Source organism: Bacillus sp. FSL M8-0277, assembly GCF_037975305.1.
In the GTDB taxonomy this organism is placed as follows: Bacteria; Bacillota; Bacilli; order Bacillales; family Bacillaceae; genus Bacillus; species Bacillus pumilus.
On the sequence record NZ_CP150255.1, the window covers coordinates 902060 to 922472 of the forward strand.

Sequence of the window (20413 nt, forward strand, 5' to 3'; positions counted from 1 at the left end):
TTCCTTTAAGCGGCTCTTTTCTCTATATTACTGATTTTTACTTCTAATTGAAAGGTTCGACAAGCTTTTGAATGTTAAACTGCATGAATCAAGTGGTATTTGTTGTATAATAATGGTCAGTCGAAATAAATGAAGCAACTTAGAAAGTTGGGAAAATCATGTGGAACAAAAAAACGGGTATGACGATCTTAAAAATGCTTTTTCCGATCGTGATTATCCTTGTCTTAATTTTCGTCGCCAAAAAGGAACTGAGCGGCCTTTCCATTAAAAAAACGTTTTATATCATTGACAGCTTGAATCGAATGGACTTGTTTATTCTTGTCTTTCTTGGACTTGTCGCAGTGTTATCGATGTCCTTATATGATTTTATTTTACGAAAAAGCCTGAATATGCCCATCAGCGGCTGGAAAACGATTCGCATTTCTTGGATTGCGAACTCTTTTAACAGTGTCCTTGGATTCGGCGGTCTATCAGGAGCAGGGCTTAGAACACTTCTATACAAGGAGTACATAACCGATACGAAAAAACTGCTGAAAGGCATTGCTCTTTTGACTTCCTCGGTTCTTTTGGGCTTATCTATTTTCAGTGATCTGATCTTGGTGAGGGTGCTTCCTGTTGAAAGTATTATTAGCCAAGAGCCGTGGCTATGGGCCTTTGTGATCATCTTTGCTTGTATTGTGCCCATTTACATCATTATGGCGTCCGTACGAAAAAGCTCGATTGAGAGCGGTGAAAGCGGACTGAAGCATCCGATTTACGCTTATATCGGAGCATCGTTTTTAGAATGGCTGGCAGCTGGTCTCGTCATGTACATGGCTGTCGTCTCTATGGGGATGAATGTCGATGTCCGAATTGTATTAGGCGTATTTGCGATTGCGTCAATCGGTGGTTTAATCAGTATGGTTCCGGGCGGATTTGGTTCATTTGACCTCATCTTTTTACTGAGCATGCAGTACATTGGGTTTGATAAAGAGATGGTACTGACGGCGCTTGTTTTGTACCGCTTCGTGTACTCGATCTTCCCGTTTATCCTTGGGCTTTGTCTAGCTGCTTACGATTTAACGGGAACGACACTTAGACGCCTTGAAGGCAATCCGAGAATGGCACCTGCCATAGAAACAACGAACGTCTTAATTGTGTTGCACCGTGCTTTATTAATCCGTTTATTGTACGGATCTTTATCAATTTTAACCTTTGGAAGCGGCTTGCTCATTATGGCGTCTGTTGTGCTTCCTGTCGATCGATTAGGCGTGATTACAAGCATTCCACGCTTTCTATTATCAGGATTTAATGGTCTTTCTTTAATGTTCGGCATCATCCTGATGATTTTGTCCATTGAAGTGTATAAACGAACAAAAAGATCGTACGTGCTGACGATGATCGCCCTAGCAGGCGGCTTTGTGTTTACTTTGTTAAAAGGATTTAACCTGAGTCTCATCTTTATACTGCCAGTCATCATGGCTGTATTTTTCTCTCTTCGAAATCAATTTGTGAAGCAGCAGGCCCCTTATTCCTTGTATCAGTTTGTGGCGGCTGCCGCTGGATATTTACTCGTGCTGTTTAACTATAATGTCATCGGCAACTTTATTTGGACAAAAATTGGACATTTCTTGAGTAGGGATTACCTCGTGCATAATGAACGGCATATCACGATGACAAGCATGATTGCGCTCATCGGTGTACCGCTTTTTTTCTTCATTAGCAGATTGATTTTTAATAAAAGAGCATTTCCGATTGGAGAAAAAGCAGATGAGGAAAAATTAAAAACGTTTTTAGAAGAAAAGGGCGGAAATGCCCTCAGTCATCTTGGCTTTTTAGGCGACAAAAAACTATTTTTCTCAAGTGATGGAGAGGCGATGCTTCAATTTGGGCGCATTGGCCGCTGCGTCATTGTGCTTGGAGATCCATCCGGACGTAAAGCATCCTATCCACTTGTACTTGAAGAGTTTCTACAGCAGACAGAAAAAGCAGGCTATCGCGTTGCTTTTTATCAAGTAGAACGGGAAGGGATGGCGCTCTACCATGACTTAGGCTTTCACTTCTTTAAGCTTGGAGAAGAAGCCATGGTCGATTTAGAAACGTTCTCTCTTTCCGGTAAGAAAAAATCAAATTTACGGGCTGTGGCCAATAAGTTTGAACGAGAAGGCTATACGTTTGAAATGCTGGAACCGCCTTTTTCAGATGAGCTCATCTCAACCTTAAAACAGATTTCTGACAGCTGGCTCGGAAAGAAAAATGAAAAAGGGTTTTCGCTCGGCTATTTTCAAGAAGATTATCTTCAAAAAGCACCGATTGCGATTCTGAAGGATGAACAAGGGGAAATCATTTCTTTTGTATCACTAATGCCGATGTATCAAGAAGGGGAGATTTCCATCGACCTAATGCGTCATATGCATGATGCACCGAACGGGATGATGGATGCGCTGTTTATCCACCTTTTTCAATGGGCGAAAGAAAAAGGCTACAAATCCTTTAACATGGGAATGGCGCCTTTATCGAATGTAGGAACATTTCATCAGTCCTTCCTCACGGAGCGTTTGGCGAGTGTTATTTTCAACAACGTCAGATTTATGTACAGCTTCAGCGGATTACGGTTGTTTAAACAGAAATATAAACCTGAATGGCGCGGAAAATACTTAGCGTATAAAAAGAATACATCATTACCTGTCACAATGGTGCTTGTCACCAAGCTGATAGGGATGGACCCAAATCGCAACCGGCGTCCATAGATCAAAAGCCTTTACCTTTCACTAGGTGAAGGTTTTTTTAGACAAAAGAATAGCAAAAGTGGTAAAGTTGAAGAGTAAGGGGGATGTAAATATGACATTAAATGAATGGTTTAAAAAGGGATTAACTGAACGTACATATGTACACAACATGGAGAAAAACCGAGAAAATCTACTCACGGTGTACAACCAGTACGCAATTCATCAAAAAGAAAAAGAGCTGCTTCAAAAGCTGCAAAAGAAAAAGCTCAGAGCGCTTGTCATCACAGCGGATTGGTGCGGAGATGCGATGGTCAATGTACCAATTTTCATGCGTATTGCAAGTGAAGCACTCATTGATGCGCGTTATTTTATTCGGGACGAGCATCTAGACCTGATGGATCAGTATTTAACGAACGGGACCGCAAGATCGATTCCAATTATCGTGATCATTGATCAGGACGGGAATGAAGTAGGTAAATGGGGACCACGCTCAACAGAAGCACAGCGATTTGTTGATGAGAAAAAACCCGACAAGGATGCACCTGATTTTGAGGAAGCTTTTCAAGTATTTGCGAAAGAAGCCGCACATCACTATACGACAGATCGTTACTTATGGAAAGATATTGAGAAAGAAATAGTAGAAGTTTTGGAAAAAATATAAACCAAAAGACTACTTCGCCGCAACGGGAAGTAGTCTTTTTTTATCTTGTTTTTGCGTCTCACCTACAAAACACCGCATAAAGATGTAGAAAAACCGCAGAATTCTACAAAAAACCGCAGAAAACCGCAACGCATCACGATTTTCCCAACCATTTTTAGTTGAAAAACCTCATATGTGCCATGAAAACCTTAATTTTGCCCTTATCTAAAGGCTCATATAACGCACGTTGGTTTGCTTTTTCCCAATACAAGAGGCCCAGCAACTATAGTAATCTAGTTGTAATCTCCTTTGAACGAACTAAAAAACAAATGACGGAAAAGGGCTGGCGATCAATCTATGAAAAAAATCATTTATCTCGATCAAGAAAGAAAGAAGCTCGCTGAATCGAAAAAAAGAGAACAGCGTTCCATCAAATCACTTAGGCTGCTTGTGTTTTATGACGGGCAAAGTCCTTCATGTGCAAAAGCGATGGACTTGTTGAAAGCTCTCGATTGGAAGAACCGTATTCATTTTGAATCCTTTAGACACTCGCAATTGCTCAAACTGAACAAAATAAGTGAAGAAAAGGCAGAAAAGCGAATCGTGTCAATTTCCTTAGCCAAAAACCAAAAAAACTCAGGGATCTATACATGGCTGAAAATTGCTTGCAATATCCCTGCATTATGGGGAACGATCCCATTCATCGTGCTCAGCATTTGGTTAGGCTTTGGTCAGCATGCGTACGATTACTTTGCGAGAAAACGGTATGTTCATTCAGTCAAACAAGTCACCCGTCCTGATACAGATCAACAGAAGACCATTTAATGAATAGGAAAAGCATGACCTTCGATCGGCAGAAGGTCATGCTTTTTTGTAATAGGGGACATATGATGCAAGGTGATGAAGCAGCGTTCTTGTGTAGGACATATAGGTACGTTCGTCAAGCTCAGAACCCGCATAGGAAAGCAAGGTTCTAAGAGCAAACAAGTACTCACTGTGCAGCTCATTTTGTTTAAAGTAAGGAAGAGCTGCTTCGATCAAATAGGTTTTCAAATCAAGAGGGTTTTCCTCAATCATCAATTTATAGATTTTGATCATATATAAACAGTTTGGCTGAATACGAGGCTGTTTTAACAGCTCATGTATGTAGGGAAGGGCCTTTTTGCGGTCGTATTCAGCATATAAGGTCGCGATTTCATACAGAGTTTCACAATAACGGTCTTCTATCTGTTCTTGATTAAAGTAATTGAGTGAATCTAGTAAATAAGGCACAGCTGAAGAAAAATCGCCTTCCCGTTTTAAGAGCACCCCGTAATAAAAATAAGCGGTCATTTTAATATAGGCATCAGGATAAAGGGACGTGTGCAAAATCACTTCTTTTAAATATTTCTTCGCCGTTTGAAAGGCTTTTAGTTCCAGTGAGATCACGCCATGAATGAGTGTGCAGTGAATGATCCGCTTGAAATTGTTCTTTTGTCTATATAAATCCATGGCTTGATGGGTTGCTTCAAGCGCATCGCCAAGAAGTCCCATGTTTCCAAGTGCTTTTGCATAGTGATAATACAGGTCACTTTGTTCAACAGACGCGTAAGAAAAGCAGCTCTCAAGTTTCTTTATCCCTTCTTCAAACTGACCATTTGTAATGAGATGAATGCCATCTAGATATTCAAATATTTCTTTTTCCGTTTCAATAAAGGTTTTTTCAAACTTTTTAAGCACACGGTGTGTTTTTAAGGCAAGTGGCTGCTTGTCCGATAATAAATAAAATTGAAATAGGGACAAATGATACTGAATGCCTAAATCTAGCGAAAAGAACTGTTCTTCGTGCTGAATGATCATTTCTGCATTTTGTTCAGCTTGATCGAGTGCATAGAAATACATATTCATTTGAAACTCATCTAAGAGTGACAGCAGGTGACGCGCCTTTTGTGACAGCGTTTCTTGACTGATGCCAAGTCGTTCAAGCAGTAAATTGATCGTATCTTGATTGGCCTCCTTTGAGCCATTTTCGATTTTACTTAAATGAGAGACAGAACAAATTCCTTCTGCCAATTCAGATTGGGTCATATTTTGTTTATACCGGTAGAGCTTAATGATTTGCCCGATATTGATTTTCATTCCATCCAGAAGCCTCCCTTCCAATCATGGTTTGAAAGCCTTTTGACAAAATAACCGCATTAGACAAAATGGGAATAACTAAACCTATTTCATCATCTTGGGTTTTTTATCAAAATTTGTTTAAAACGTAATATGATTGTAACATTACTTGAAAAACTCAAACAACTTTTTAGCAGAAGGGATGGGAAACATCATTTGCAACTGCTCGCAATGATGTTTATAATGTGAATGAGAATCAATTTCAATTAAGATTGATTGAAAGGATGACACATATGCCAGAAATCAAACAACAAACAGAAGCGTTAACGGTACGAGACGCTGTCAGATATAGACGATCCATTCGAAAATTTAAAGAAACGCCGGTGACCATTGAGCAGCTTCAGCCGTTATTAGAGGATGCGGTCTATGCACCGAATCATAAAATTACGGAGCCTTGGCGCTTTCTATATGCGGTGACGGAGGAAGCGAAAGCGACATTTATTGATCGCTTCATTGCGTTTTTCAAGCGCAACAATCCAGATGCAAAGGAAGAAAAGATCAATCAATATAGAGATTACTTTTCAAAAGTTCCAGCCCTTTTACTTGTAGTGTTAAAGGAAGACGAGAACCCAGTGGTGAGAAATGATGATTTTGCCGCTGTGAGCGCGCTCATTCAAAACTTCCAGCTGCTTGCTTGGGATCAAGGAATCGGTATGGTCTGGAAGAGCGGCCGCATCTTATACGACAAAGGCTTTCAACAGGACATGGGCCTAAAGGAAAACGAGCGGTTTGCTGCCATCCTTCATATTGGTTATCCAGAAGAGGTGCCTGAGGAAAAATCACGTCAGAAAGCATCAAGTCTTCTTACTGAAATTCAATAAAAGAAGAAAAGCAGACCGCAAAAGGGTCTGCTTTTTTTACTTATTGTTTTTTGGCGCGCTGATCGGCTGCTTTCATACGTGCCATTGCTTTTACGTCATTCGGATCTGCAAGTTCTTTGGAAAATTCAACATATTCGCCATCCGACTCTTGTGCTGCAAGTTCGTGATTGGTTTTTTGGTGTTGGTCTTTTTTCAAAGCCTTTCCCTCCTTTACAAGATCACTTTAGTTATGTGCTTGTTGGAGTGGAATATCCATCTTATTTGTTTCTTTTTTCTGCTGCTCTTTCCGCTTTTTTGAATTCCTGCTGATACAGGACTTCCTGGGTTTTCTTCAGCTTTGAAGTTGGCTGGTGTTCTTTTTTCTTCATCAAAATCGCCCCCTCATCTCATTTCTAATAGGATGGGTGTTTTTGACAAAAATTATTCCTTTGAATGCAAAATCGCTTCTTTTAATTCAGGATGCAAAAAGTCATAAGAAGAAAGCAATGCCTTCTTCGGCAGCGCACGCTGACCTTCTAAAACAAGTAATGACATTTCGCCAAGTGCCGTTCGAATGACAAAGGATGGGACCTTCAGCCAGTGAGGGCGGTGAAGGGCAGACGCTATCGTTTGTCCAAGCTGCTTCATTTGAACAGGATTCGGTGATGTGACATTGAGTGGACCTGAGATGTCGTCATTGTGTATTGCATAAGCAATGAGATGTGCTACGTCTTCGACATGAACCCATGAAACCCATTGCGAGCCGGAGCCAATCGTTCCGCCGGCAAATAGTTTATATGGCAGTGTCATCAGTGGCAAGGTACCTTTTTCTCCTAACACGACGCCGAAGCGTGTGTAGACCGTACGAATGCCGAGTGCTTCAATTTTTTGCCCCTCAGCTTCCCAACGCTTTGATGTATGACTTAAGAAATCAGTATCCGCAGGAGGTGATTCCTCTGTAAAATCTCCTGTTTGAGACGTGCCATAAATTCCGATAGCACTTGCTTGAATGAGCACAGATGGTTTCGATTCCTGCGCTTCTATAATGCGCCTTACTTCTTGTGTGGATTGAATACGGCTAGAGAGGATGCCTTCTTTTGCCTTGTCTGTCCAGCGGGTGAAAATGGATTTTCCAGCAAGGTTAATCCAGACATCAATCGCAGGAAGTTCATGCTCAGGCGCAGCACCTTCTGTCAGCCACTGCACATAGTGTAAATGATTTTGTTCGGATTCCTTTGGATTTCTTGTTAAAATATATAGATGATGTCCTTCAGTAGCGAGCACTTTCGTGACGTGCTGGCCGATAAAACCGGTTCCTCCGGTGATGGCGATATTCAATTGACATCTCTCCTCTCATATACATACCTATATCTTTCACGATTTTGAATCAGAAGAAACATCCTGACTGTTTTAAAAAAGGAGTGATCACAGGATGCCCTATATTACAAAAATCTCTGCTCAGAAAAACAATACAGAGCGGGTAAACATCTTTCTTGATGAAAAATACGCCTTTAGCGTGGATCTAGATGTGCTCGTCCAGCACGATTTGAAAAAGGGAAAAGAGCTGGACGAAGCCGATATCATCGACATTCAATTCGGTGATGCTGTGAAAAAAGGATTTCAGCAGGCCGTCGATTATTTATCCTACCGAATGAGATCGGTGAAAGAAGTAACCGATTATTTGACGAAAAAAGAAATCCCGGCACCTGCTATTAGTGAAATTATACACAAATTAAAGCAATACAAGTATGTAAATGATCTTGAATTTGCGGAAGCCTATGTCAGCACCCACCGTAAAACGAACAGCAAAGGGCCGTCCGTCCTGAAAAAAGAGCTAAAGCTCAAAGGGATAGATGATGACAACATTGAACAAGCACTATCGCAATATCCTGATGACTTACAGCTGGAGGAAGCTGTGAAGCAGGTTCAGAAGCTTGTGAGAAAAGAAAAAAATCGTTCCACAAAAGAGATCGAGCAGCGCATCAAGCTGCAGCTGCAACGAAAAGGATTTTCGTTTGGGATCATTGATAAAGCCCTTCAAGAAGCCTATGATGGACAAGAAGAGGAAAAGGAAGAAGAAGCCCTCCTCTATATGCTGGAGAAGGCAAAACGCAAGGTAGGATACGACGGGTCATTTGAAAAGAAGATGAAGGTGAAGCAATTTTTATTCAGAAAAGGCTTTGATCTCGACACAATTGATCACGTTTTAGACAAAGGGGAATGACAGATGGACAAACGTTATAGTGAGATGACGGAATACGAATTGAAGCAGGAGATAGCCTCTCTTTCTGAAAAAGCACGTAAGGCTGAGCAGCTTGGCATTGTGAATGAATATGCCGTCTTAGAACGGAAAATCGATATGGCAAAAGCCTACTTAGTAGATCCAGCCTTGATTCAAACCAAAATGACTTATCAAATCAAAGATACAGACGAAGAGTTTTACGTGGAATATTTAAATGGTGTATTTGCGTGGGGATACAGAGTATCAGCCCCAAATAAGGAAGATGCACTGCCAATTTCAATGCTTACGAAAAAGGACTGATCCGAGAGATCAGTCCTTTTCTTTACTTCGAACGTTGTTTACGGACGTTGTTCTGAAGTACGATGTCGTGCTGCGTTTGCTGCGTTTCTCCGTTGACCTGAGAGGCAGAATGCTTTGCATTCGCCCATGGTTGAGGGTAAGCGGTTGTCCTTAATTGAACAAAGTCTTCCATATACGATTTCCCATTTGAACTCATATCTCAAGCACTCCCTTTGGAAAAATTAGCGTTTCCCTGATGCCCTCATTCGTTCCTGTGGACGTGTATTCGTCTCACCATTCGGCCTTTTAGACGCATAAGCATCTGTGGCGCCTGGCTCGCCTTCAAATTTGTGATTCACTTGATTTGGAAAGCCTTTTGCTTTATTACGCATATCGATTCCCTCCAAACAATACAAATCATTTGCGTCTTTTGAAGACGTAAGGGTAGTATATGAAAAAAGAGGTTTTTTTAAAAAGGCACTTTCTGCTAGATGAAGGAGGAACCGACATGGAACAATACTTTGAGCGATTAACAGAACAACTGATGGAAAAAAACAATATGCTGACATATGATGAAGCACGTACATGGGTAGAGCTGCTATGGAGTGATTTTGAAACGACCTATGCAAAGGCTGGCCACAAGTATAAAGGACAGGAAACAACTGAACGGATTGTCCAAGAGTGGATTGAGAGCTACGGTGCGCAGCTGCATTTATTCCAAAATAAACAATCGAAGGCAAACGAGCATCTACAAGAGCAGAATAAAGGGCTGCTTCATTAAAAGAAGTGCCCCTCATCTTTTTCAAGAAATAGGAAAATATATAAATGAGTAAACAATTTTATGATACAATACCCAGTCTGTGATCGAAATTACAGGCTTTTTACAATGGTTAAACTTAAAATTACATTAAATTCATCTTACTGAAAATCACTGGAAATAAAACTTTGATATAATGGAACGATTAAAGAGACATGTAATTTATGGATAATAAAAAAGGGTTTCGTTTCCTGACAAAAAAGGAATAATGAACATATCAGACTATGTGAAAAAAGTGAAGAGAAGGTGCGATATGGAACGAGAATTGCTCTCTGTTATAATTCCTTCTTACAATGAAGGTGAAAACATCAGACGAATCTTTGAGGCACTCGAGGAAGAGTTTCGCGATTTTCATTATGACTTTGAAATCATTTTTGTGAATGATGGAAGCAAAGACAACACACTTCAATACATGAGAGAGCTCTCTCGCAAAAGTGCAAAGGTCAAATACATTTCCTTCTCACGTAACTTTGGGAAGGAAGCCGCTATTCTGGCAGGACTTGAATATGCGAAGGGAGTAGCTGCGATCATCATGGACGCCGACCTGCAGCACCCAACGTATTTGATTCAGGACTTCGTCAGAGGATATGAAGAAGGCTACCATCAAGTCATTGCCAAACGGAACCGTAAAGGAGACAGCAAGCTTCGCTCTTACTTATCATCCATGTACTATAAAGTGATGAACAAGGTAGTCGAAGTGGACTTGCGTGATGGCGTCGGAGATTTCCGTTTAATTTCGCGCCAAGCAATTGATGCATTACTTCAGTTGAAAGAAGGAAATCGTTTTTCAAAAGGGCTTTTTTGCTGGATTGGGTTTGAAGAAAAGGTCATCTATTATGAAAATGTAGAAAGACAGCATGGTGATACAAAATGGTCACTAAAGAAGTTGTTTAACTATGGCATAGATGGCGTCATTTCCTTTAACAACCGCCCGCTGCGTATTTGTTTTTATACTGGCATACTGATCTTATTCCTTTCTTTGATTTACATCGTTGCCACCTTTATTCAAATCGTCAGAACGGGCGTGATGGTACCTGGTTATTTCACTTTAATATCGGCTGTGCTTTTCCTCGGAGGTGTCCAGCTTTTGAGTCTAGGTGTGATTGGAGAATATATTGGCCGCATTTATTATGAAACGAAAAAGAGGCCACATTATTTGATCCAAGAATCAAATGTCATGCAACAAGAGACAAGCTCAAAGGAACAAGACCGAGTGTTAACACAGTTATTTAAATAACGTGGAGTCAAATAACCGGCAAGCACGAATCGCTTGCTGGGTTGTTTTGTTTCAAAGAACAATGGATCTTTTGTGGAAAGGATTTAGATGATGAAACGTAGATGGATAATCATTGGAATGTGCCTCATTCTCGCATTATTAGGCCACTCCTTTTTCTTATATGAATATACGCAAGGCCGGTACATGACAGGAGATGGGGATGGCATCTCGCAAATGCTCCCATTTAAAAAGCTGCTTTACGACGAATATGTCAAAGGGAATTTCTTTTATTCCTATCAATTCGGTCTAGGCGGCGGTACATACACGCAATTAGGGTATTATTTCACAACGTCGACGGTCTTTATGGTGACAGTCGCTGTCGTCTGGCTGATGAATGCGCTCCATCTCATACAGTCAACGGACATTCATTTCTGGGCAAATGCCGTGATTTGGCTGAGTGTAATCAAGCTGACGCTTATTCTTTTCATCGCTTACCGTGTGCTTCTTTCAATGGTTCAAAATAGACTGGGTGCACTGACAGGTGCCGCAATTTATGGATTATCTATTGTATATTTCCGGCATCAAACGTTTTGGGAATTTTTCACCGACAGCATGATGTGGCTTCCGCTGCTTGTACTTGGGGTTGAGCGGATATTCAAAACGGGTAAGCCCGCTTGGTTTATTGCGAGTTGCAGTTTGATGCTGATCAACAACTTTTACTTTGCTTACATTCACTTTATCTTTTTAGCGATCTATCTTGTCTTCAGATATATGATCAAGCTGCGAAGTGAGGAGCGCGGGTGGAAGGTGTTTTGGACGCTTGCGATCTCTACACTGTTATCCTTTGGGATCAGTGCCGCCTTTTTTATCCCGTCTGTTTATGGCTTTCTTAACAATATAAGACCGCCGTATGAACAGGCCATTCCTTGGTTCGAGCTGCATGATCATCTGCTGTTTACGAGCAGGGTGTATTTATTACCCGTGATTTTTCTGATTTGTCTGTTTCTCGTACCGCTTTACCGGAACAGATGGTTTTTCATGTTCACATCCATCAGTATGTTGCTCATTGTTTTTCACTACAGTCCAAAGATGGCGAGTGTGTTTAATGGTTTTTCAGCACCGCAGTACAGATTTGAATACATTCTTGCCTTTACAGTTGGAGCGGTCGTTGCCATCACGATCAAGCATTTCTCACAAATCGAGTGGAAGTGGAAAAAGCGTGCGGTCTTAGGCGCTTGGATCGTGTTCCTTCTTGCTGTCGTCCTTTCAGAACGAGCAAAGGGAAACATGGATGTCGTTGTGTTTACGGGTATAGGACTGGTTGTGATCAGCTTGTTCTTCCTATGGATGCATGCCGAAAAACGTCAGCACCTTCGTCTCTTTTCAGCTGTGCTTATTGCCATCAGCTTACTGACAGCAGGCGTGTATCAGCAGGGATACTTATCTGAAAGAAGCAATATTAAGAGCGTATCAGATACGTATCTGAATAGTGAGGCATATGCTGGATATGAACAAATGAAGCTCATTCAGCAAATCCAAAGCCGTTCAAAAGATCCGCTCGCCCGGATTGATTGGATGAATGGCGTGCGCAACAATACCCCATTATTTGAAGGCTTCCAAGGCATGAGTGTGTATTCAAGTATATTGAATCAGCATTTGCTCAATTTCTATTGGAATGACCTGCAAATCGATATGGGAAGGGAAAGTGTCAGCCGGTATGCAACAATGGGGGACAGGGCGAATTTATACAGCCTGACCTACGGGAAGTATTATATGAGAAACAGCATGATGCCTTACTCACCACCAGCTTATTTTAAGCCAATCTTGAAAAGTGAGCATTATGAGGTATATGAAAATACTCGGTCACTGCCATTTGCAAGAACAACGAGCACCGTTTATTCAGAACAATCCTTAAAGGATGCCTCAGCACTTGATAAAGAGCATGCGATGCTGCAAGGCGTCATTTTAGACAAAAAAGGAAACGCTGAAATCGAGCGCGCAGCAGATCGACTCAAAGATACGAATATTCATACGGAACAAGCTGTATACGAACATGGCGTGCTTGATGTATACGGAGAAATGGGCGGTCTGAATATCACACTTCCAGATGACATCGCTCGCGCTGGGGATGTGTATGTGAGCTTTTATGTGAAGCGGACCGACCGTAACGAAGGATTTCAGTTATCCGTTGACGACTATGTCACATCAAGAAAAAGCAATACATCCATCTACAAAACAGGTGTCAATGAAGTGACGATTCGGGTCCCAGCGGAAAAGATCCTCTCTATTCGAGTACCAAAAGGGACATACGAGCTCAATCAACTGAAGCTGTATCAAGAGCCTTACCGCGTCCTAGAGAAAGCATATGAAAAAGAAAAACAGGATGATGGCAACCAGCAAGTAAAGCTAAAAAATAACCGCTTTACGATTTCGTATGATAACAAGCGCGGTGATGACTACATGATTCTGCCTGTTCCATATGAAAAAGGCTGGGAGCTCACGGTGAACGGACACAAAACTGATATTGAAAAAGCCAACTACACTTTTATTGGTTTTCCAATAGAAAAAGGGAAAAACGAGATTGTGCTAACCTACTATCCGCCTTATATCAGAATTCTCGCATTGATTTCACTCGTCAGTTTGATTGGTGCGATCCTCTATGCACGGAGACAACACAAGAAACACCACTTTTCATCATAAGTGGTGTTTTTTTATCTTTCATCTCATACGTAAGTTTCTTCATCCCATTCAATCGTGTATTCGTTCATTTTTTTATCAATATCGTTTTGAATACTCATGTGCTGAAATAGCTCATTCAATTCTTCTGTCCTCTTTCTTCGATCCTTTTCATAATAATAGAACGCATCTCGATCATCATGATCTCTTAGCATCTTTGCTATGACCATGGCATCTTCTAGACTATACGATGCTCCTTGACCAACAAAAGGATTTGCTGTATGTACAGCATCACCTATAAGAACAACGCGTCCTTTTGACCACACAGGAAGATCCTTTATTTCATAGATACTTCTTGGAAAGAACATGTCTGTATGATCGATGATGTCAGATAGGTGTTTAGGAATGTTCCAATGTTCCATTTGTTTATATAATAACTGTCGAATGGTTTCTTTATTGGCTTTCTCAAAATGTTTTGTAGGTAACTTCTCAGGACACTGAGAGAAAGCTTGCCATAAAATATTCATTTTATTTGTTGGATGCGCTTTTCCAAAAATGAATTGAAAGTTTCCGTCATTGTAAAAATAACTTGTTGCCTCATCCAATACAAAATCCTTCACAAACGATACTCCTTGCAGTCCCCAAAAGCCGCTATAATCTAATTTAGCATTAAACGCAATAGCCTCTCTTGTTTTCGAAAAAGTTCCATCTGCTCCTATTACAATACCACCTGTTATCACAGTTTCATCTTCAAAAAGAACCTGAACGGAATGAGGCTGCTGTTTGATCGAGGTTAACTTTTTGTTGTATTTCACTTCTATTCCTTGACGGTGAACTTCTTTTAAAAGTGATTTGATGATTTGGTCTCTCATGACGTTCAGTAAAGGGGCATCATAATATTTTTCACTATAATTGTGAAAGATCGCTTCTACTTCATTTTCACTGTTTATTTGCTGGATCTTCTTTATCACTGTTGCATTTGCTATCACTTCATTTTTACACCCGATTTCATCCAAAATCTTTACCCCATTCGGAGACAGTAAAAAACCTGCTCCTGTTTCTAATTCTTCATCTGACCTGCTTTCATAAATCGTACTTTCCATCCCAGCCTTTTTTAAAAATAAAGAAGTAGCCAATCCTGCTACACCACTGCCGATAATGATCACATGTTGAGATTTCATTATTTCCCCTCCTCTTTTATAAACAGACCAGTCGGTTTATTTTAGTGCAAAAAAATAATCTTTTTCATATAGGACAGCGTATCACAATTCCCCCTCTTCATTTGGTAATTAAAGTATATGATAATATGTTATAAATGATTTCGCAAGAATGAAACTAACCAATTTCTAATCAACTTCTTTTAAAAAGATGAAGGGGATAACAAAACATGAACAAAGACACCGTGATAAAACACTACGAACACACCCTTGAATGGGTACAATCGCTAACGGAATTAACAGACAAAGAATGACGCCGCGCTATTGCTGATGGGAAGTGGAGTATTGCTGAGATCATCGCACATTTTGTTCCGTGGGATGAATTTATTTTACACGATCGCCTAAAGGAATTTTGGAACAATAAAGCGTTACCTCAGGCACCTGATGTGCATGAAATGAATCAGCAGTCAGCCGAAAGAGCAAGAAAGGAAGAGAGAAGCGAGACGATCGGGCGATTTATTGCTATCAGAACAGAATTGCTTCAAGAAATGAAGAAAATCGAAGCATCTCGCTGGAATACATCCTTTTTGATCGGTCAAACCGAGCTGACGTTATCAAGTTATTTTCCAGGTTTGATTAAGCATGATATTCATCATATGGAGCAGGTCAAACAAGCGCTCTCAACAGAAAGACGATAGCCTCACGAAGCTTCCTTATCAAATGGAAACGTCGCATAATCAAACAAAAAATGAAATAGCCAAAGACTAAGCGCAAAGAGAATTTCTTCAGAAGTAGACAGTAAAATGCCGTCAACCAATTCGTCTGATAAATAGACAGCACCCCAAATAAACAAAAGGTGAAATAAGATGGCATAGAAAACGATGGATCGTTTTTTGGACCGGCATTTTCGAACAAACCGCATGAGCACGTGTTCCAGATGTTCAAAAGAGATCCCGAGTACAACATAGATGCCCATAAACAGTAGCAGCGATAAAATCGATTGATAAAAAGCACCCGTCAAATGAAAGAACAGCACACAAAACAACAAAAATATGTAACAGATAGCCGACGTCGCCATCAGCCATTTCAGCCCTTGCCATAAAGCGTGAACAGATTGCTGCATGGGTAAACAACACTCCTTTACATGAAGATACCTGCAAAAAGGACAGCCTTTTTGCAGGAGGGTTGAATTAATCCTCTTTTTTAGGTGCAGCGATGACAGGATGTTTTTCAGTGTCAAGCAATTTCAAGAAGTCTTCGCCTTGATCTAAATGATCAAGAACAAGCTGTTTCGGTGTGACTGCAAGCCACTGATTGAGTGAGATATCTGCATAATGATCACTCTTAAAGATTTCTAAGAAATAAAGCGGTTCGTCGCCTGTATTTTCTACATAATGCCCCATCGCAAATGGCACATAGCCAACGTCTCCCGCCTGATAGTTAAAGGTTCTCGCATGTCCATCAGAGGCAAATACCGTCATTCGTGCCTTTCCAGAAATGAAATATTGCCATTCATCCGTATTTGGATGCCAGTGCAGCTCACGAATGGCGCCTGGATCGACTTTCACAAGAGCAGACGCAATCGTTTTAGACGCTTTGAAATTGGTAGAGTCCGCAATCCACACTTGTCCACCGCTTGACGTAATCGGCTCTTGTTTTAACAGCTCATATTTAAAGGAATTTGGGACCTCTCCTTGCTCTGTTTTCACTTTGTCACACTCAAGGGAACCAGGAATTCCTTTTTGGAAAATATACTTCTCTTTCTCTGGCAGTTTGTTAAATTGCTCCTTTGTCATTCCAAAGTTTTGGAGCACAACTTCCTCCGGCGTATGGGCAAGCCAATCAGTCACTTGGAACGTACTATTTTCAGAGAAGGAACCATCATCAAACACAAGCAAGAATTCAGCTCCCGGTTCAAGTGCTTGAATAGAATGCGGCAAGCCTGAAGGGAAGTACCACAAATCACCCTCGGTCACATCCTCTGTAAAATTGCGCCCCTCTGCATCAACCGATGTAATTCGGGCTTCCCCATAAATCATGTACGCCCATTCCGCTTCCTTATGCCAGTGTAGCTCGCGAATCGCACCAGGCTTTAGCCGCATGTTCACAGAGGCAAGACTTTTAGAAATTGGCAGTTCACGCACCGTTACCTCGCGGGCATAGCCGCCTTTTTCTAAACGGTTGTGCGTATCAGAAAAAGAATATTTCATGTTGGGAACCGTTCCATGATCGGTTTCTGGTGGCGTGAGCATATCTGGGTTTTGTCTGTCTCGCTCGAGATTACGTGGAATTTTGACCGTTGCTCCTTTTTCTCCTCGAATCGGCTGTGGTACACCATTTTGCTTTTCACTCATGATAAAATCCCCTTTCAACATCGTATTGTGTGAGGTGACAAAAGGCCTTTCATTTCGCCCTCGTTTTCATAAGGTGAAACGAATCAAGCAGATGTCAATCTGATTCATCATTTTTTTGAACAGCGACCAATCGTTGGATGAGTTTGCTTAATTCATCAAACTTTCGTTCAAAACGTGTCAGCAAATAAACCGTCAAAATGGCAGGAAAGCCAGCCTGACCGAGCTGTTTCAGCCATTCCTCCGAAAAAAAGGTCTCCATTTGTCTCACCTCCCAGCGGATGCTCGTCTTCTTTATAAGTGGTATGAAAGAAGAAATAGGAAATCAAAGGGGGAGAAAATGAACCATTAGACCCGTTTTACAAAGTTTACTTTTTTTAACTTTTGTCCACTTAATGCAAGTAGAGAGAACAAAGGGGAGGATGCACATGGATTATCGGCTGTTATTGAAAGCAAAATGGAATGAAATCGTTGATCACCCGCTCATTCAGCAATTTTTAAGCAATCCTAAAAACCAGCAGCTGCTTAGGCAAGTCATGGAAGAGCCAAACGAAGAAAATGCGAAAAAACTAGATTCTGAGTTCAAGCAGTTTTATCAAAAAATCCGCATCATCAAGTATATTTCCACAATGATCCGCATCTTTTCAGTCGACTTTGATAAACGAGTCAAAAAAAAGCAGCAGCGTTTTCCGCTCATACTCGACCATCCTGATCATCAAGAAGTGAAAGACCCTGTTCAAACAGATACGTATGAAGCTGTGCTCTTCAACCAGCAAGACTTGGGGGAGCACCTGCAAGACCAAACATTGTACAAGGCCTACCAGCAGCTCACAGACAAACAAAAAATTGTTTTAACCCATATTTATGTTGAAGGTCAAACAATGAAAGAAATAGCCGATCGGCTGGGTGAATCAAGACAAAACATCTCAAACATCCACAAAAAAGCACTCAACAAACTAAAAGAAGAAACAGGGGGAGATGTCCGTGAACGAAGAAAAAATGACGAATGGAGAAATGGAAGAACTCATTGAAACCTTCACACCCATGATCAAAAAGAAACTACAAAACACGGCATATCAAGAAAGAGAAGACCTCGAACAAGAACTCTACATCAAACTCATCGAAAAAATAGACCGGCTGATTTACCAAGAAGGACCTGGATTTTGGGAGTTTATTGTGGAATATATGACGAAGTTGTAAGAAAGGCTTATGATGCGAATGTGAGGTGAACATAAAATCCCCGGGACATTCGCACCTTTTTATTCGACAAAATTGAGAAAAAATGTATATTTTATAAAGGGGAAAACAAAATTCTTTATTGAAAGTTGTGGATTTTGCCTATCATTTCCTAAAAAATGTTACAATTAGGGCAGAAATCGCAGTCGCACTCTACATGAGTGCGTGGATTGAAATCGCTCTTTGTTGAGCCTCTTTGATTTTTGTATTGAGTCGCACTCTACAAGAGTGCGTAGATTGAAATCTCAGACACCTTTTTATTTTCTTCTTGCAGCTGCGTCGCACTCTACATGAGTGCGTGGATTGAAATGACTCACGCTTTGCCATGACTACATTTCCTTCGAGTCGCACTCTATATGAGTGGATTTAAATAATGATTGTGTGATCATGCTCAGGTGCTTCTATGTGTCGCACTTTACATGAGTGTATGGATGAGGTAAATTGAAAGAAATGTTGACAGTTGCGCTTGATTTGGGGGTTAAACACATGACTCTGGCTCAGTAGTCATGTGTTTAAATGAATTCAAACCTGTTGATGAAATAATGAATAAGTACCTTTAGAGCAATAGTTTTTAATTAAATAGGATTAATAAAAAATTGGCGCGAATGTGAGGTAAACATAAAATCCCCGGGACATTCGCACCTTTGACAAAATGAGAAAAAATGTATATTTTATGAAAGGGAAAACAAAATTCTTTATTGAAAGTTGTGGATTTTGCCTATCATTTCCTAAAAAATGTTACAATTAGGGCGGAAATCGCAGTCGCACTCTACATGAGTGCGTGAATTGAAATTCCATCCGCCATATACAATGGTGGCTTATAATCGTCGCACTCTACATGAGTGCGTGAATTGAAATATTTCTAGAACTTTTGTAATTGCTCTCAAAAAAGCGTCGCACTCTACATGAGTGTGTGGCTTGAAATATGCAGTGACCTCCTGAATGTATGATGAATTGTTGTCGCACCCATATATGAGGTGCGCATGGTTTTCAATGATTGTGTCTTAAACGGTTATGACTACCTTAAAGATCATCTTCTTACAACACCCTCTTTCAGGTACAAAAGCCATCAGAATATACTGTTCATTTGTATAGTGAAAACATGACTCCTTGCAGTCATGTTTTTTTCTTCTTCTTTTTCCTAAATAAACCTTAAAAAATCTCAAAATAAGTCGAAATGAAAAGTAGTCATTTAGATTCAAATTTTATCCATTCGTAATGAATGATGAAGGAGGAATTGGTTTGGGTGAAACGGAGCGAACCGGTAAAGTTGAGCAGCTGATCTTAGAGAATTATCAAAGATTAAACAGCATGATATCAGAAGAAGTGGACTTTGCTTCTAATCATGGCGGACTGACAGGGGATTCTAGAGAAGTGATGTGGATGGAGTTTTTTCGGAAAATCATTCCTAAAAAATATTCATTAGCACAAGGTGTCATCATTATTGACTCAGATGGAAATCATTCTAACGAAGTCGATATTGCCGTTTTTGATGAGCAGTATACGCCGTATGTGTTCCAACACAATTCGTTGAAGTTTATACCGATTGAGGCGGTTGCGGTTGCTATAGAATGTAAAAGTTCAAATTTCGATGTTGATAATTTAAAAGTTTGGTCTGACAATATAAAAAAATTAGAACCGAAAACAAAAGGAATAGCTAGGATAGCCGCCAAAGGGGTTGACATGGTTGAAAATGATACACAGAAACGAACACGTCCTATTTTAATTTTAGCAAGTAATTTAAAAAGGCAAACAGCAAACTCATCTTCAGGGATGTTTGAAAAATTAGACAAAGCATTTGACTTTATACTTATGAAACAAAAGAGTGTATTTCATTTAAGAGCTCCTAATGAAGATAAACAGCTAGGATGGTGGGCTAATGAATTAAATTGTTATGATCCAGAAAGGTCTAAGGAACAAGAGGATAAAGAAAAGAAAAAAAATAGTGAGAAAAATAAAGATAATAGTAAAGACAAAGTGATTTCGAACAAACTCAGCGATTTACGTATTGATGGATACGATCTGTTAACGCTAAACTTCCAATTAAATCAATTGCTGATGCTCATCAACAATCCCATGTTTTTCCCTCACTATGCATATGCCGAGCTATTTCAGAAACTGATAACAAAGTGAA

Annotated in this window: 23 protein-coding genes; 13 read left to right on the forward strand and 10 right to left on the reverse strand. The window is 40.4% G+C overall.

Features of this window, described 5'->3' with window-relative positions; genetic code table 11:
* The first annotated feature begins 158 nt into the window (after positions 1-158).
* The 3 genes from mprF to MKZ05_RS04285 all read left to right on the forward strand — a co-directional run bounded on the left by mprF (position 159) and on the right by MKZ05_RS04285 (position 4173).
* Positions 159-2729, forward strand: a complete 2571-nt coding sequence (gene mprF / locus MKZ05_RS04275; protein ID WP_339161553.1) for a bifunctional lysylphosphatidylglycerol flippase/synthetase MprF — start codon at positions 159-161, stop codon at positions 2727-2729.
* Positions 2730-2820: 91 nt separating this feature from the next.
* Positions 2821-3369 (forward strand): thioredoxin family protein, encoded by a 549-nt coding sequence (locus tag MKZ05_RS04280; RefSeq protein WP_003217810.1) that lies wholly within the window; start codon positions 2821-2823, stop codon positions 3367-3369.
* Positions 3370-3705: 336 nt separating this feature from the next.
* Positions 3706-4173: a DUF393 domain-containing protein gene (locus MKZ05_RS04285; RefSeq protein WP_050944749.1), complete on the forward strand. Its 468-nt coding sequence runs from the start codon at positions 3706-3708 to the stop codon at positions 4171-4173.
* Between the two features lie 36 nt (positions 4174-4209).
* Here MKZ05_RS04285 and MKZ05_RS04290 read toward each other — a convergent pair whose 3' ends face one another.
* Positions 4210-5466: a transcriptional regulator gene (locus MKZ05_RS04290; RefSeq protein WP_253622812.1), complete on the reverse strand. Its 1257-nt coding sequence runs from the start codon at positions 5464-5466 to the stop codon at positions 4210-4212.
* Positions 5467-5738: 272 nt separating this feature from the next.
* On the opposite strand from MKZ05_RS04290, the gene MKZ05_RS04295 reads away from it, so the two are divergent.
* The gene (locus MKZ05_RS04295) at positions 5739-6326 is read left to right on the forward strand and encodes a nitroreductase (RefSeq protein ID WP_003217860.1); all 588 of its coding nucleotides are present in this window, start codon (positions 5739-5741) and stop codon (positions 6324-6326) included.
* 40 nt (positions 6327-6366) lie between these two features.
* Here MKZ05_RS04295 and MKZ05_RS04300 read toward each other — a convergent pair whose 3' ends face one another.
* The 3 genes from MKZ05_RS04300 to MKZ05_RS04310 all read right to left on the reverse strand — a co-directional run bounded on the left by MKZ05_RS04300 (position 6367) and on the right by MKZ05_RS04310 (position 7643).
* Positions 6367-6522 (reverse strand): YfhD family protein, encoded by a 156-nt coding sequence (locus MKZ05_RS04300; protein WP_012009317.1) that lies wholly within the window; start codon positions 6520-6522, stop codon positions 6367-6369.
* A gap of 61 nt (positions 6523-6583) precedes the next feature.
* Positions 6584-6694, reverse strand: a complete 111-nt coding sequence (locus tag MKZ05_RS04305) for a YfhE family protein (protein ID WP_017358836.1) — start codon at positions 6692-6694, stop codon at positions 6584-6586.
* Positions 6695-6746: 52 nt separating this feature from the next.
* Positions 6747-7643 carry a TIGR01777 family oxidoreductase gene (locus tag MKZ05_RS04310; RefSeq protein ID WP_339161558.1) on the reverse strand — a complete coding sequence of 299 codons (897 nt, stop codon included), beginning with the start codon at positions 7641-7643 and terminating at the stop codon, positions 6747-6749.
* 94 nt (positions 7644-7737) lie between these two features.
* Here MKZ05_RS04310 and recX point away from each other — a divergent pair, with 94 nt between their 5' ends.
* Positions 7738-8529: a recombination regulator RecX gene (gene recX, locus MKZ05_RS04315; RefSeq protein ID WP_284907686.1), complete on the forward strand. Its 792-nt coding sequence runs from the start codon at positions 7738-7740 to the stop codon at positions 8527-8529.
* 3 nt (positions 8530-8532) lie between these two features.
* Entirely contained in the window at positions 8533-8847 is a 315-nt protein-coding gene (locus MKZ05_RS04320; protein WP_050944744.1) for a YfhH family protein, read from the forward strand.
* Between the two features lie 22 nt (positions 8848-8869).
* Here the strand turns inward: MKZ05_RS04320 and MKZ05_RS04325 are convergent, their stop codons facing one another.
* Complete coding sequence (locus MKZ05_RS04325; RefSeq protein ID WP_003217811.1) at positions 8870-9043, reverse strand: YpzG family protein; 174 nt, start codon at positions 9041-9043, stop codon at positions 8870-8872.
* A gap of 25 nt (positions 9044-9068) precedes the next feature.
* A complete protein-coding gene (locus tag MKZ05_RS04330; RefSeq protein ID WP_003217849.1) occupies positions 9069-9218 on the reverse strand; it encodes a small, acid-soluble spore protein K in 150 nt (49 codons plus the stop codon).
* Between the two features lie 116 nt (positions 9219-9334).
* On the opposite strand from MKZ05_RS04330, the gene MKZ05_RS04335 reads away from it, so the two are divergent.
* From MKZ05_RS04335 to MKZ05_RS04345, 3 genes are all read left to right on the forward strand, one after another.
* Positions 9335-9607 carry a YfhJ family protein gene (locus tag MKZ05_RS04335; protein WP_003217809.1) on the forward strand — a complete coding sequence of 91 codons (273 nt, stop codon included), beginning with the start codon at positions 9335-9337 and terminating at the stop codon, positions 9605-9607.
* A 289-nt stretch (positions 9608-9896) separates the two neighbouring features.
* On the forward strand, positions 9897-10880 hold the full coding sequence (locus MKZ05_RS04340; protein WP_003217835.1) for a glycosyltransferase family 2 protein: 984 nt from the start codon (positions 9897-9899) through the stop codon (positions 10878-10880).
* 87 nt (positions 10881-10967) lie between these two features.
* Positions 10968-13559: a YfhO family protein gene (locus MKZ05_RS04345; protein ID WP_339161561.1), complete on the forward strand. Its 2592-nt coding sequence runs from the start codon at positions 10968-10970 to the stop codon at positions 13557-13559.
* A 23-nt stretch (positions 13560-13582) separates the two neighbouring features.
* On the opposite strand, the gene MKZ05_RS04350 is transcribed toward MKZ05_RS04345, so the two are convergent.
* Complete coding sequence (locus MKZ05_RS04350; protein ID WP_251191501.1) at positions 13583-14716, reverse strand: NAD(P)/FAD-dependent oxidoreductase; 1134 nt, start codon at positions 14714-14716, stop codon at positions 13583-13585.
* Between the two features lie 299 nt (positions 14717-15015).
* Here MKZ05_RS04350 and MKZ05_RS04355 point away from each other — a divergent pair, with 299 nt between their 5' ends.
* Positions 15016-15390, forward strand: a complete 375-nt coding sequence (locus MKZ05_RS04355) for a DinB family protein (RefSeq protein WP_339162355.1) — start codon at positions 15016-15018, stop codon at positions 15388-15390.
* A gap of 2 nt (positions 15391-15392) precedes the next feature.
* Here MKZ05_RS04355 and MKZ05_RS04360 read toward each other — a convergent pair whose 3' ends face one another.
* The 3 genes from MKZ05_RS04360 to MKZ05_RS04370 all read right to left on the reverse strand — a co-directional run bounded on the left by MKZ05_RS04360 (position 15393) and on the right by MKZ05_RS04370 (position 17305).
* Positions 15393-15815 carry a regulatory YrvL family protein gene (locus MKZ05_RS04360; RefSeq protein WP_268455037.1) on the reverse strand — a complete coding sequence of 141 codons (423 nt, stop codon included), beginning with the start codon at positions 15813-15815 and terminating at the stop codon, positions 15393-15395.
* 67 nt (positions 15816-15882) lie between these two features.
* Positions 15883-17046 (reverse strand): oxalate decarboxylase family bicupin, encoded by a 1164-nt coding sequence (locus MKZ05_RS04365; protein ID WP_106030251.1) that lies wholly within the window; start codon positions 17044-17046, stop codon positions 15883-15885.
* A 94-nt stretch (positions 17047-17140) separates the two neighbouring features.
* Positions 17141-17305 carry a YvrJ family protein gene (locus tag MKZ05_RS04370; protein WP_003217819.1) on the reverse strand — a complete coding sequence of 55 codons (165 nt, stop codon included), beginning with the start codon at positions 17303-17305 and terminating at the stop codon, positions 17141-17143.
* Between the two features lie 166 nt (positions 17306-17471).
* Between MKZ05_RS04370 and MKZ05_RS04375 the strand changes: the two genes are divergently transcribed.
* From MKZ05_RS04375 to MKZ05_RS04385, 3 genes are all read left to right on the forward strand, one after another.
* On the forward strand, positions 17472-18074 hold the full coding sequence (locus tag MKZ05_RS04375) for a sigma-70 family RNA polymerase sigma factor (RefSeq protein WP_339161566.1): 603 nt from the start codon (positions 17472-17474) through the stop codon (positions 18072-18074).
* Positions 18022-18243 (forward strand): sigma-O factor regulator RsoA, encoded by a 222-nt coding sequence (gene rsoA, locus MKZ05_RS04380; RefSeq protein WP_161985446.1) that lies wholly within the window; start codon positions 18022-18024, stop codon positions 18241-18243. Before MKZ05_RS04375 ends, rsoA begins: the two co-directional genes overlap by 53 nt.
* A 1278-nt stretch (positions 18244-19521) precedes the next feature.
* On the forward strand, positions 19522-20412 hold the full coding sequence (locus MKZ05_RS04385; protein WP_339161570.1) for a DUF6602 domain-containing protein: 891 nt from the start codon (positions 19522-19524) through the stop codon (positions 20410-20412).
* The last annotated feature ends 1 nt before the right edge of the window (position 20413 follow it).

What these genes read in the sequence shown, in the direction of transcription:
- mprF (WP_339161553.1), top strand. Translation starts at nt 159, where the DNA reads ATGTGGAACAAAAAAACGGGTATGACGATCTTAAAAATGCTTTTTCCG.
- MKZ05_RS04280 (WP_003217810.1), top strand. Translation starts at nt 2,821, where the DNA reads ATGACATTAAATGAATGGTTTAAAAAGGGATTAACTGAACGTACATAT.
- MKZ05_RS04285 (WP_050944749.1), top strand. Translation starts at nt 3,706, where the DNA reads ATGAAAAAAATCATTTATCTCGATCAAGAAAGAAAGAAGCTCGCTGAA.
- MKZ05_RS04290 (WP_253622812.1), bottom strand. Translation starts at nt 5,466, where the DNA reads ATGAAAATCAATATCGGGCAAATCATTAAGCTCTACCGGTATAAACAA.
- MKZ05_RS04295 (WP_003217860.1), top strand. Translation starts at nt 5,739, where the DNA reads ATGCCAGAAATCAAACAACAAACAGAAGCGTTAACGGTACGAGACGCT.
- MKZ05_RS04305 (WP_017358836.1), bottom strand. Translation starts at nt 6,694, where the DNA reads ATGAAGAAAAAAGAACACCAGCCAACTTCAAAGCTGAAGAAAACCCAG.
- recX (WP_284907686.1), top strand. Translation starts at nt 7,738, where the DNA reads ATGCCCTATATTACAAAAATCTCTGCTCAGAAAAACAATACAGAGCGG.
- MKZ05_RS04320 (WP_050944744.1), top strand. Translation starts at nt 8,533, where the DNA reads ATGGACAAACGTTATAGTGAGATGACGGAATACGAATTGAAGCAGGAG.
- MKZ05_RS04325 (WP_003217811.1), bottom strand. Translation starts at nt 9,043, where the DNA reads ATGAGTTCAAATGGGAAATCGTATATGGAAGACTTTGTTCAATTAAGG.
- MKZ05_RS04330 (WP_003217849.1), bottom strand. Translation starts at nt 9,218, where the DNA reads ATGCGTAATAAAGCAAAAGGCTTTCCAAATCAAGTGAATCACAAATTT.
- MKZ05_RS04335 (WP_003217809.1), top strand. Translation starts at nt 9,335, where the DNA reads ATGGAACAATACTTTGAGCGATTAACAGAACAACTGATGGAAAAAAAC.
- MKZ05_RS04340 (WP_003217835.1), top strand. Translation starts at nt 9,897, where the DNA reads ATGGAACGAGAATTGCTCTCTGTTATAATTCCTTCTTACAATGAAGGT.
- MKZ05_RS04345 (WP_339161561.1), top strand. Translation starts at nt 10,968, where the DNA reads ATGATGAAACGTAGATGGATAATCATTGGAATGTGCCTCATTCTCGCA.
- MKZ05_RS04350 (WP_251191501.1), bottom strand. Translation starts at nt 14,716, where the DNA reads ATGAAATCTCAACATGTGATCATTATCGGCAGTGGTGTAGCAGGATTG.
- MKZ05_RS04360 (WP_268455037.1), bottom strand. Translation starts at nt 15,815, where the DNA reads ATGCAGCAATCTGTTCACGCTTTATGGCAAGGGCTGAAATGGCTGATG.
- MKZ05_RS04365 (WP_106030251.1), bottom strand. Translation starts at nt 17,046, where the DNA reads ATGAGTGAAAAGCAAAATGGTGTACCACAGCCGATTCGAGGAGAAAAA.
- MKZ05_RS04370 (WP_003217819.1), bottom strand. Translation starts at nt 17,305, where the DNA reads ATGGAGACCTTTTTTTCGGAGGAATGGCTGAAACAGCTCGGTCAGGCT.
- MKZ05_RS04375 (WP_339161566.1), top strand. Translation starts at nt 17,472, where the DNA reads ATGGATTATCGGCTGTTATTGAAAGCAAAATGGAATGAAATCGTTGAT.
- rsoA (WP_161985446.1), top strand. Translation starts at nt 18,022, where the DNA reads ATGTCCGTGAACGAAGAAAAAATGACGAATGGAGAAATGGAAGAACTC.